We start from the raw sequence: 12,395 nt of genomic DNA, 5'->3' as shown, positions 1-12,395 counted from the left end.
TGTGCTAATTCGTTTTCCTTTTGTAAAAGTAGGGTTCAATTGTGCAGTTGATGTGCACAGTAAATATTACTCGTAATTTGCCCTATAAAAATCAGGCAACCATGTTAAATACTCCATTAACAAAAATGCATTTGATAGAAAAGGGTATTTGATAATATCACTATCGTTCAGGTGCGAATATGCGCTGGTTGCTTCTTTCAGCTTCCTGATCGCTGACTTCATTTCTTGTGGAACCAATACATTTAATGTAAATGTATTGCCTTCAAGATCGTTAGTTGACCTTTGTTCCATGTATCGAGCGCACCACTCCAAAGTCGGCTTGCCTTTTTGGTTTAAGAATGAACTGGGAATACACCCCATGTCCATTAAACCGAGAAATGACGCCTCCAACAAGTCTCTCATTGGCGAAAAATTCTTCTTTCTGAAGTCTGACTGCTCTAAACTCAATAGAATATCGATGAACAGGGGCTCATGCACCGGATCAATTATTCCAAGGTCAAATACCTCAAAGCATTCATGATATTTTTTCTTCACCTTATAAGTTGGTGATTGTGCTACCTCACGTTTTATGTGACTGAATAAATCAGTACTGTCCTTGTCTTTATCAAACACTTCGAATATGCCTTCAAAACTCTCTTGGAGATCATCAACAAATCCAGTATTCACACAAAAACTGATTTCTCTGTTCTGCTCATTATTGATCTTCACAATCTCATCTTTCGCTCGATGAGGAATATTATTACTTGTCGAGCCACTTGTTTCCATATCAGCATTGACAAAGCATTTACCATCGAGAATAACAAAATCTATCTTCTTATCATTTTTAAGAACCTCTATACCGTCCTCCAAATTAGTAGCGCTTTTTAATAGTATCCTCTCGGCTCTTGCAGAACCAGCTAGAGCATCACAGTAGTCCTGTTTATCATCAATAATTAACGCATAGATCGGTCTTTCCTTCTTGCTCATAATTTATAGTTTTGGTAGATATAAATTGAAACAAACATTGTAATCAATCATTTTCTCTGCAGTTCTTTTATCTATTTCAATGATGCCTTTGTGCATCTTCATAATCTTACTAATAAGAAATCCACCATACCCATCACCTGCGGACTTATTGGATTTAGAATTCTTTTTTAGGAACTTATCTGTATCCATCTCCGGACTTAATGACTCGCCATTATTGGAATACTGAATCTTCACATACTCAGCTTCAAACTTGTCCTTCTCAATTTCTACCGAGAATAAGATCTTAGGGTTTTCTCGGCCATCAAATCCATGCTTTACAGCATTCTCGATGAGATTGTCTATTAGAATTCTAAAGGAGTATTTATCTAAATTCACTTCATAGTCTCTTCCTTTAATATCAATCTCGATATTTGGATTGTCTTTCTTGAGAGATGACAAAACACTTCTGACTGAAACAACTTCAAACTTTGGTTTAATCGTGTCAATCTTGAGTAACTGCTCACTTTTGTTCAAATGATCATGTGCATCACCAATCATTCTTTGGCATCTTTGAAGCGTCGCTATCAGCGTATGCTTCTCCATTCCTGCTCCATCTTCTCCTTCAAATAGCTCCACAATAATCTCGTTCTCAGGAAGTACACCTTCGATGGATTTTTTCTTGAGAAATGCTTCCAAAACCCTAAAGTCTTCTGATAAAGTGGTCAGAGGTTGCTTTAACGTATGCTTCAAAGTTGCAATGAAATTGAATTCCTCAGAATCGAGTTTACCATCTTGATCCGGCTCTTTAAAAAGATTCTTATCAGATTGCATTTGTTCAAGGAGAACTCTTTGCTGCTCTTCAATGGATGGCACCTTTATTCTAAGCCTCATCAAGTCGGAGCGAGAGATACGCGGAATTCCAACCCCTTGGATTCGCAGTGCGTTGAGCTGTTTCTTGCTTAATTCAGATTTCAGAGCATGCACCAAATAGCCTGGCAGAACATTATCATGGCATGTTGCAACAATGATATGCTGATCAACTATCGCTTCTACTCCCAGATTGAATATGTTAGGTTTGAGATCGCTCCCTAAAAGAGACATGAGGATGGCACCTTGAGGTACTCGATGAAACCCACTATCTACTTGATCCTGATCAACCCCCAACCCACTGTCATCAAATCTAAATAGAGCTTTGTCTTTGTTCAAGTCCCTTATTGATATAAACTTGACTTCTCCTTGGGGGTATAACGCCTTTTTATTGATCCGACGACCTCGGAATACTGACTGCACGAGATCCTCCAGAGCCACAGTATCCTCTATTAAGTTTTCCAAAAAACTTAGATTCAAATACAACGAAGGTAGCCAGCTGTGCTCCTGGGCCTCGATTAACGACCTTTGAACTTCAGATGAATATCCTTCAACAACTTCCTTGCCCCAAATAATATCAACTGCCCTTTCAACACTATCGACCGTACTTCTGACAAAATCCCCCATAAAGATGAAGCCATTAGAGCTTTGTGAGTAGTCGAACTCAACTAACGCCAAGGAGTTAACAGCAATCATTTCAGAACTAAAAGGAGTCACAAATATGCCTGAAGGCGAGTGTTCACCTATAGCGAACATGCGTGCATCCCTCTTACTACCTTTCTGTGTCAATATGGCCGTAGTACCAACTAAAAGTTGATAACCATTCGTAGAATTTAGTCGTTTGAACTGATCAAACACAAAAGCCAATTCACTGTCCCATCTACTTGTTCCAGGTTTCAACCCGAACGGGGGTATGCATATGCCAATTTGATTATCTCTTTCACTAAGGTCACGATCGAAACGCACATTAAGACCAGATGCGATCAAAATTAGGTTGGTCATCTCAACAACCTCTCGGAGGTCACAATCCAATTGTACATGAAAACCTCTGTCGTCGTCAGTGTTAAGAAGATCCAATAGATAAAGAGGTATGCAATTATCAACAATGTCCAATGTTGAGACATTATCTTCATGGATTTTTCGTTGCAGAAGTGACACCGCAACCTCTGGCAGCTCTCTGACTATTTGTCCACCTCGATAGTCACGGTTGAACAAGAAGTACTTGGCGATAACTTTGATCGCTTCAGTCCGATTTGTATGGTCGGTTACTAGCTCATGGATATAACTCAAGAAACTAACGACATCGAATGAAATCCGACGTACCGAATCCCTATCGTAGTTATCAACTCTTAAAGTAGCATCGACATTTCCGTCAGGACTATTTAGATATATCTCCCTCTTTGTTTCAGAAGAAAGAAACATCAAAATCAGCTCTAATAGTCTCTCAACCTTTACTCCACCTTTGCGACTTGTTAGATCACGGAGTTTTTTACACGCTCTCAATATCTGCTCCTCCACCGCATTATTGCGGTTGTATTCTTTTAAGAATATAAGCCCATCATGAGAATAGAATTCTTCAGGATAATTGCTAATCCTTGCTATAATCTGAGACGAAGGAACTGAGGCACCATCCCTCCGACTATATAGCCCCAACTGATTTATTCTGGCAGCAATAGCGGTAGAAGACATTGGCTTACCTTCATCATTTAGAACTATTTTAATGGCTTCATGCAGTGTCATTGGATGGCGCATATTTTATTCACTTTCTCCTAATTCAATAGGATCGCTTTCTTGGATCAATTCCAATTCCTGAATAGGAGCTACGGAGTTACCTGCTATTGCTCTGATGGAACCATGCATTTCTGTTGCTCCGTCAATTATCAATTCGAGTTCTTTTTCACGTTGTTTCCAGATTCGCTTCATCGAGCGTTTCTCTGTCTCAAGGGCACTCTTCATGTTCACGAACCCTCGGACGATGGCTTCCATCTGTTGTTTAAACTCTTCACTAATTAAATAGCTATACAATACCTGCATCTTCTCACCACGTCCTTCGTTCGCCTCTTGAACTTCATATACTTTTAAAATGGAATGTCTTAAAACTCTAGAAAGACCTTCAACTTCAGAGAACTTACACACCCATATCCCATCAACTAATCCAAACCCTTCCATTCCATCCGGCATTGCCTCGGTGACAATTACACCAATGTCGGCCCGATGAATCCTCATATCGGATTTAAGTTTCTCGATCCAAGTGCTACTGAAGGACTTTGTTCGCTTTGTTTCGAATGCAATTTTTCCGGCGGATTTACCGAAAGAATTATTCACGCTCAGAACACAATCAGCTCCATTAGCGCCTTTCTTGATCTCTTCAACACTGTCTGAAGGATATAGATTCACTAATAATCTTTCAACTTCTAACTCAAGAATCTCTCCTTGAGATTGCATGGAACCTTGCTCTGCTTTTCGTTGAAGATCTATGATTTGCTCTTTAAGTGTGTTCACCAACTCATCCTTCTGCTTCAAATCTAGATGATGCTTCTGCTGCTCAGCTTTCTTTGTCTCTTCTTGAATTCGCTTGGATTCGGCCAAGACTTTCTCTTTGATTTCAAGATCCATCTCTTCTTCCTTTTTCTTAAGGTCTTGAACCTGTTGCTCAAAAGAGATTTTGTCTCTTTTCAATTTGGTCATCTCGTCTGCTTGATCTGAAATTTTCTTCAATAGATCAGCTGTACTTTCTTCATTAGCCTTTTTAACTTCAACCTCAAGCTCTGACCGCAACCTCTTCTTTTCTTCAGCTAACTTCTCGTTAATAATTTGATCTTGTGAAGCTTTCGCTTTTTCGATCTCTTTAAATTTCCTTTGCAGATTTTGCTCTTTCGCTTCTAGTTCTTTTTTCTGCTTAAGATTTTTCGCTGCAAGCTCTTCACGGATTGATTTCTCGAGCTCAGAAGAAATAGCGTGCTCTACATCAAACTTATGATTACATTCCGGACATTTGATTTGTGTGTTCATACCTTACTTTCTCTTTCGATTACGTGACAAAGGTCTAACCATCTTGTGCACTCAACCTGCACAGCATCGATTAATATTGTGCAACAGCTTTTTTCAGTCTTTCCTTTATAGATTCTACTAGGGACTTCGGACTAACTACCCGAACTTTTTCCCCATAGGCAAGCAATTTCATTTCAAGTTCATAATTTACTATGACTGAAAGCTTAACATTAAGAACCCCGTTATCTTGAGTTGTCGATCTCTGAGTAGGATGAAGTGGCTTGGTTTTGATATATGGAGCCTGTTCTTTGCTGAACTCAAGTTCTACCTCCTGAATTTCCGAACCCTCGGTTTTCGTTACTCCAATCATATCGAAGAAAAACTCTTCCCAATCCATCTCGTCAGACTGGTAATTGACATCAACCTCTTTAATATTGCGAATTCTATCGAGTGCTAGGTTCCATTCATTGATATCAAACCGCTCATTCCTTCCAAAAACAAACCAACGATTATTGTATTGCTTGAGGAAATATGGATGGAACTCAAATGTGTACTCTTGCTTATCAAAAGGTTTATAGGTTATCTCTAAAACTCTTTGATTCACAATCGCATTGAATAACGGTGTGATGTGCTCATAACCAGAGTAATCAATATTAGAATCATAGCCCATCACCTTTCTTGAATTATCCTTCAAACCAAATTGATCTTTTAGCATTGGAATTAACTCATGAACCCATTCAAACTCAGGACTGCCCTCAAACCTTTGTAAAATTGATAATGCATTTCTTAACTTCTCTGCCTCTGTTTGATTCAGTGGTGTCAGATTTATTGAAAACGTAGGGTCACTATACCTGTAATAGGCCTTTCTCCCTTCTCGAAAGGTTTCTATCGGAGCTTCGTATCCACTCTCACTTTTCATGAAACGAATATCATCTCTTAGTTGCCGTGTTTGAACCCCTGACGAAGCAGGGTTCTCTGACATAAGTGCTAAATTCACTTCGTCTAACAAATCATTGAAACTGTATCGTCGTCCAAAGTTGGAGAAACATCGATCAAGGGTTTTGTATCGTAAGAGTGCATTCTTATTCGTAGACATAGCCGAGATTAAATTAGATGCAAGGGTAAGGAATTTCTGTGCACTCACTCTGCACATCAAGAAATTTTGAGACTAATAATCTTAATCGAAAAGATTCAACTTAACCAATAAGGGAAATAAGTACCATAGGTGAAATATGGACAATGGACTTTCTTTTTTAGCATACTTGAGTCAGATCTCACTACTATTTTTGTCCCTATGACTCCTCATGCACTTGTTACATCTCACTTCTCACATTCTGTATTGGGAAATAGCTTCGCAGGCCTAAGGCCTAGGGCTTAAGGCTTAAGCCTTTAACCTGCATTGGTCCTAAAGCAAACTCAAAGGGTTCTGTGTTCACATTGGTGTTTGGTGATTCCATGTTCACAATGACTTTCTAGAGTTCGAATTTCACAATCAATTTTCTGAAAGCTGTGTTCACAATCGTGTTTTGAGATCGCATGTTCACAATGACACTTTGGAATTTCCATTTCACAATCAATCAGCGAAAAAGCCTATTCAAAATCACAGTCAAAAACCGCGGTCCACAGTCCACGGTCCACGGTCCACCATTTCCCCATCTCTCCCTCTCCCTCTCACTCTCCCTCTCCCGTTCACCACTCAGTTTATATATAGGGCAATCACAAAACAGATCTATTCTCATAGCAATAGTTCATTCATCGAGTATCTCACCGCACTAGTCTAAAATGCTGTGAACGTTTTTTTCTACCGCCTTATCCGAGGTATCTTGAGGTTATGGAATTAAAGGCAACTGTAATTCATGGCGTGTGTAGAACTGGAGATGAGAATATGGAAACATGATATTTTCCCTTCGGACTATTTCACTTCGGCATCACTGATTTCTGTTCACATAGAGGAAAAGATGCATGTGAACATGGATTGCTCGACAGTGATTGTGAACACGCGTTTGGAAAAACGATTGTGAACAGGTACTCTTCAAAAACGATTGTGAACACACGTTCGAAAAATCAATTGTGAACAGATACTCTTCAAAACCGATTGTGAACATGAGGTTTAGAAAGTTGATTGTGAACAGGGGATTGTTTTGAGTGATTGTGAAATTGGGGTTGTTGGGGATGGTTGTGAACGCGGTTTGTTCTTTCAACGAAGGATTTAAAATTCTATGAATGAAGAATAGCGATTGGAGCGCACGAAATAAACGAACCACAAGAAAGTGCCATTCTTCCCATGGGTCAATGATGATTCCCCAAAAAACAGGTCGGTGAGTTCAACGAGTTTGAATGAATCTTCTTCTCGTGAAAGCACACCATAAGTAGACCCGAACCAATCACCATGAATTGAATACCTTTATAAAGGGATTACACATAACCGGTTGGATGTATTTTCCTCTATTTTGTGGTTTCGATGAATATGAGCTGAATGATAGGAAAATCATGAATCAAATAAGGGAACACAGAATTCAGCGCAGACTTACTCAAAGTCAACTTGCGGATGAAACGCAACTGTCGTTGCGCACAATTCAGCGGGTTGAGTCTTCTGAAGATTTGCCGAAAGGAAACACATTGAAAAGGCTAGAGGAATATTTCGAAGTTCAATTTGATGACACCCCATGTCGCATCGACGAAGTCACTCTATCGAAAATCAAGATGATTAATCTATCTGTTCTCTCTTTCCTATTCCTTCCTTTGCTGCATATTATTCTTCCATTAGTCATTTGGAAACGAAATTCTGATAATCCTTCCATCCGAAAAATGGCTAGGATCATCGTCAACTTTCAACTGCTATGGATACTACTTTACGTAGTGCTCATTGTAGCCGCTCCTTTTATTCAAGGAGGATTAGGATTGGAAACTCCATTGATCCTGATTGTGATGTTGGCATTGGTTCTCTTCAACTTCATAACCGTGATTCTTACAGCTTATTCACTGAGTAAAAAAGGAAGACTTCCTAAACTACTAACGTACCAAGTTCAGCTCATATAGCGCGCTAAACGCAACTTGGCGTATAATTGGCGCATGATTGACGCCAAAGATTTATGGCCCATTTCTGATGTTTGCTTCACAAAATCAGAAAACGAGACCCATGATTATTCGCACCATTTTTTTAAAGGTTATTTCCTCTTTCGCCGGCTTAATTATTCTTCATAGTACCACTGCATTTTCTCAATCACCCTCAATAAATAATCATGTCATCATAACCAATGACTTGAGTGATTCAACTTTGACCAGTTTCATTGAGAATTCCATTTCAAAGAGTCAATTTATCGTTATTGGAGAAGAACACGGTTATTCAGAAAACAATCTGATTACAGAATTCATTTTTGACTTAGCATATGCCGAAGGGTATCGGTTCTTAGGTATCGAAACTGATTCTATAGCCGCAAAGATTATTGAGCGATGCGCCAAGGACGAAAAACCGCAACGCGCAGCGGAAATTTTACATAGGAACTATCCCTTCTCTATACCCTTTTATAATTCACCGAATGACTATACCTTCTTTGAAAATATCGTATCGAAAGGAGGGCAATTATGGGGTGTTGATCAATCCTTTATGACTCAGTTCAGGTTGAATTTTTCGGAACTTATAAAGAGTACTGATAATGAAACACTTAAAAACGAACTGACACACCTCGAAACTGAAGCACATGACTGTTTTAAACGAGCAATCGATAATCGTAATTTTCAAGCACCTTTCATCTTCCGGTATTCAGATTCAGTGCACACAAACCTGATAAACCTCTGTAACTCACCTAAGGACAAACGAGTGCTTCAACTATTGAAAACATCCAAAGACATATACTCCTACAATTTCACCAATCAACATTATGAGAACAATCTTCAACGAAGCAACCTGATGAAGATGAATTTCCTTCATTACTACCGAGATTCGCGGTCACAAAATCATTTTCCGAAAGTAGTTTTCAAGTTAGGAGGAAATCACACAAGTAGAGGGCTCAACAGCTCGAACATCTGCGACTTAGGGAACCTCCTTTCGGAGACCGCATTTATGAACGGAATGTCTTCCGTTCATATCACTCTTCAGGGTATCAAAGGGGAAAAGCTTGTTGGAAACCCGTTTTCAGAATCCCCAAGCATCAACTATGACAATAGCACTGAAATCCCCCCTGAGCTAGTTGAGTTGATACTCAATTCCGAGTTTAAATACTTCGTCCTTGACCTAGCACCTCTCCGCCAGAAGTCTTTTCAGTGGTCGGAGGAATTAACTGAAGTGTTGTTTAAATATGACATAATCATTTACGTCAATAACACTACAGCAAATAATCCCTATCACTAGTCTCTAGTTCAATTAACATGCAAGTAGCCAGAACCATTTGTCCAGAGAAAGACAACAGATAAACTACCGAACTATGACAAAAACCATCGTTAAATCTGTCATTCTCTTTGTATCCATTCCACTCTTAAACTCTATCGCGTTCGGAATTGCGGCATTGTTTCATGAACCCCAGCTATCAACGCTGACAGCTGATCAAATTCAAGAGTATCAATTCGCCATGATCCTGATGACTTCAGTTCTTTTGATCTCTATTCCTGTTCTTGAGTTGCTTTATTATCATGCAAAACTTGATAACCGAAGAGTAGTAACTATATATGCTCTGATAATGATCTCCTTAGCAATCCTAACTGTCGATCAATTCACGTTTCGACCGTATGAACATAGCCTAACTTTTATATCCATCGTATCACTATTATTCACCCGTGAAATCCTAAACAGAAAACTTAAGTCAGTTAAGCCCAAAACTTAAGTCAGCTTATATTTCAAGAGTTTTTCGCTTTCCCCCTCCTAGAACGCCTCCCCAATAAACAAGTAATACCCCACCCCTTCATTCGTCGCAGCAACGTCAAAGCGGGTGTAAATATCCTTGCCTGGGAAGAGGAGGAAGCGGAGGCCGAGGCCGCCTAACTGCAGAAGTTCGTCCTAATAACTTTTGAAGTCGGGCTCTTCAACTACAGATAAGATAAACTGGAGTCAACAAGGTATTATGAAGACCCCATCAAGCTGAATCTTAAACGGAATATTCATTATTTTGCCTATACTCATTAAGACGCTATCACTATGAAACCTTTGACCCTGTTACGCTTTGGAGTATGCCTATGCTTGCTTTTTGGTATATGTCCCATTCTTCAAGCTCAATTTGGAGAAGAGAATGTGATTTATGGGAACAAGGAAATCAAATCTACATACGGTGCCGACTTGGATGGCGATTCAGACATTGACCTGATCTGTGCTTTTGAAGGGAGCGATCAAGTTACCTGGCATGAAAACCTCGGCAATGGCACGTTCGCTCCTGGCATTGTGGTTTCCGATAACGCGATGAGAGCGGAGCGCGTTTTTGCCATTGACCTAGACAATGATGGAGACAACGATATCCTTTCCGCTTCCTTCGGAGATCACAAAATTGCTTGGTACGAGAATGATGGCAACGGAGGGTTTAGTAACGAGCTTATCATATCGAATGAAACGCAAGGCGCTCGCGCTGTTTACGCCATTGATCTCGATGGCGACGAGTTGAACGACGTCCTCACCGCTTCCTATTGGGATGATAAAATCGCTTGGCACAAGAACTTAGGAGGTGGTGAATTCTCCGACGAGTTGGTCATTTCCACTTCTGCCAGTTTCGCCTATGATGTGTTCGCTATAGATCTAGACGGTGACGGTGACAATGATGTTATCTCTGCATCCGCACTCGACGATAAAATCGCTTGGTATGAAAACCTTGGTGACGATACATTCTCCAGTGAAAAAGTATTGTCAACCGATGCCGATAACGCACGTTCGGTCTATGCAGCAGACTTAGACGGAGATGGCCAAAACGATATACTCTCTGCCTCTTGGTCTGATCATAAAATTGCCTGGTACCAAAACCTCGGTGACGGCAACTTCTCTGCGGAAATCGTCTTATCCACCACGCAACAAACTCCCAACTGCGTCAGAGCCGCAGACTTTGACAATGACGGCGATATGGATATTGTTTGGACCTCACATAGCGATGACAAAGTTGCCTGGTTCGAAAATCAAGGATCGGGTGAATTTTCTGCACCGAGCGCAGGAAGTACCATTACAACAGTTGCTAATTGTGCCCTATTCGTATTTACAGGTGATATGGATTCGGATGGCGATGTAGATATCGTCTCTGCATCAAATGCGGACGATAAGCTCGCATGGTATGAAAACACTGGTAACTCCGATTTTGCTGCCGAATCCATTGTATTCACCGCACCGGATGGCGTGGAGTGTATCGATTCTGCAGACTTAAACGGAGATGGATTGAACGATGTAGTGTCTGCATCGTTATATGACAATAAAATTGCCTGGTTCCAAAACAACGGGGACGGCACTTTTTCAGATGAGCGAGTCATCTCTACATCAGCCATGAATGCTCAATTTGTCTACTGTATTGACTTGGACAACGATGGCGATACCGATGTAATTTCCGCTTCCAGTTTGGACAATAAAATCGCTTGGTACGAGAACTTTGGTAACGGAACTTTCTCAAGTCAGAATGTGGTCAGTACCGAAGCCAATGGTGCCCGCAGTGTATTCGCGGCAGATCTAGATTCGGACGGTAATATCGACATCCTTTCTGCCTCACTCATTGACAACACAATTGCTTGGTATCGAAACACGGGAGACGAGGTCTTTACTCCTGAAACAATCATCTCTCAAAATGCCAATTTTGCGCAAGACGTTTACGCCATCGACCTCGACGATGACGGAGACATTGACGTGCTATCGGCCTCGAGTTCTGACGATAAGATCGCCTGGTATGAGAATTTGGGAGACGGGAATTTCACGTCCGAAATAATCCTGAACAATCAAGCGCAGGGCGCCAATGACGTAACAGCCGCGGATATAGACGGAGACGGAGACTATGACGTCCTATCTGCATCTACCGGGGACGACACCGTTGCTTGGTACGAAAACCTAGGAGCTGGATCATTTTCTGAAGCACAGATTATTACCACTTCTGCCAATGGCGCACAAAGCATAGTAGCCGCAGATCTCGACTTAGATGGAGACATTGATGTTGCTTGCGGAACATCTTTTTGGAATAGCGCTTATTGGTATCAAAATTTAGGAGATGGTTCTTTTTCAGAAGGAATCACGATTTCCAATTCTATGCTAGACGTCAAAACCATTCTGGCCGTTGACATTTCCAACAATTCCGTTGTAGACCTCGTCTTCGGGACTTTCGACGACGACAAAATCACATGGTTCCCCAACCTGCACGGACAAGGATGCACTGATCCTGATGCCTGCAACTATGACCCATTGGCCCTCGTTGACAACGGTTCCTGCACCGCTTACTACAATTGCGGGGATCTAAACAATGATGGAATAGTGAACATACTTGACCTTCTTGATTTCCTCGGCCAAGTTGGATGTGTCGGAGACTGCGATGAGGACTTAAACGGCGATGGCGTAGTGAACATTGAAGACATTCTTATCCTCCTAGGCCTTATGTGACCTAACGCTAGCAAATAGCACCCTTTCCGTAAGCGCTTTTAGGTCAGAA

At 40.8% G+C, this 12,395-nt stretch carries 7 protein-coding genes; 3 read left to right on the top strand and 4 right to left on the bottom strand.

Annotated features, from left to right (window positions below):
• Positions 1 to 66 precede the first annotated feature (66 nt).
• The 4 genes from RA156_RS02035 to RA156_RS02020 form a co-directional block, all read right to left on the bottom strand.
• On the bottom strand, positions 67 to 966 hold the full coding sequence (locus RA156_RS02035; RefSeq protein ID WP_306642372.1) for a hypothetical protein: 900 nt from the start codon (positions 964 to 966) through the stop codon (positions 67 to 69).
• A 3-nt stretch (positions 967 to 969) separates the two neighbouring features.
• The gene (locus RA156_RS02030) at positions 970 to 3,564 is read right to left on the bottom strand and encodes a restriction endonuclease subunit S (RefSeq protein WP_306642370.1); all 2,595 of its coding nucleotides are present in this window, start codon (positions 3,562 to 3,564) and stop codon (positions 970 to 972) included.
• Between the two features lie 3 nt (positions 3,565 to 3,567).
• Positions 3,568 to 4,824 carry a DUF2130 domain-containing protein gene (locus RA156_RS02025; RefSeq protein ID WP_306642369.1) on the bottom strand — a complete coding sequence of 419 codons (1,257 nt, stop codon included), beginning with the start codon at positions 4,822 to 4,824 and terminating at the stop codon, positions 3,568 to 3,570.
• Between the two features lie 70 nt (positions 4,825 to 4,894).
• The gene (locus RA156_RS02020) at positions 4,895 to 5,899 is read right to left on the bottom strand and encodes a helix-turn-helix transcriptional regulator (protein WP_491572828.1); all 1,005 of its coding nucleotides are present in this window, start codon (positions 5,897 to 5,899) and stop codon (positions 4,895 to 4,897) included.
• A 1,394-nt stretch (positions 5,900 to 7,293) separates the two neighbouring features.
• On the opposite strand from RA156_RS02020, the gene RA156_RS02015 reads away from it, so the two are divergent.
• The 3 genes from RA156_RS02015 to RA156_RS02005 all read left to right on the top strand — a co-directional run bounded on the left by RA156_RS02015 (position 7,294) and on the right by RA156_RS02005 (position 12,346).
• Positions 7,294 to 7,842 (top strand): magnetosome magnetite crystal formation protein family, encoded by a 549-nt coding sequence (locus RA156_RS02015; protein ID WP_306642366.1) that lies wholly within the window; start codon positions 7,294 to 7,296, stop codon positions 7,840 to 7,842.
• Positions 7,843 to 7,942: 100 nt separating this feature from the next.
• Complete coding sequence (locus tag RA156_RS02010; protein WP_306642364.1) at positions 7,943 to 9,154, top strand: hypothetical protein; 1,212 nt, start codon at positions 7,943 to 7,945, stop codon at positions 9,152 to 9,154.
• 780 nt (positions 9,155 to 9,934) lie between these two features.
• On the top strand, positions 9,935 to 12,346 hold the full coding sequence (locus RA156_RS02005; protein ID WP_306642362.1) for an FG-GAP-like repeat-containing protein: 2,412 nt from the start codon (positions 9,935 to 9,937) through the stop codon (positions 12,344 to 12,346).
• The last annotated feature ends 49 nt before the right edge of the window (positions 12,347 to 12,395 follow it).

Source organism: Sanyastnella coralliicola, assembly GCF_030845195.1.
Lineage (GTDB): Bacteria > Bacteroidota > Bacteroidia > Flavobacteriales_D > Sanyastnellaceae > Sanyastnella > Sanyastnella coralliicola.
Note: the sequence above shows the minus strand (reverse complement) of the source record. Positions and strands in the feature narration are given on the sequence as shown.

Coding starts and splice junctions, on each gene's coding strand:
- RA156_RS02035 (WP_306642372.1), bottom strand. CDS start 966: ATGAGCAAGAAGGAAAGACCGATCTATGCGTTAATTATTGATGATAAA.
- RA156_RS02030 (WP_306642370.1), bottom strand. CDS start 3,564: ATGCGCCATCCAATGACACTGCATGAAGCCATTAAAATAGTTCTAAAT.
- RA156_RS02025 (WP_306642369.1), bottom strand. CDS start 4,824: ATGAACACACAAATCAAATGTCCGGAATGTAATCATAAGTTTGATGTA.
- RA156_RS02020 (WP_491572828.1), bottom strand. CDS start 5,899: ATGTCTACGAATAAGAATGCACTCTTACGATACAAAACCCTTGATCGA.
- RA156_RS02015 (WP_306642366.1), top strand. CDS start 7,294: ATGAATCAAATAAGGGAACACAGAATTCAGCGCAGACTTACTCAAAGT.
- RA156_RS02010 (WP_306642364.1), top strand. CDS start 7,943: ATGATTATTCGCACCATTTTTTTAAAGGTTATTTCCTCTTTCGCCGGC.
- RA156_RS02005 (WP_306642362.1), top strand. CDS start 9,935: ATGAAACCTTTGACCCTGTTACGCTTTGGAGTATGCCTATGCTTGCTT.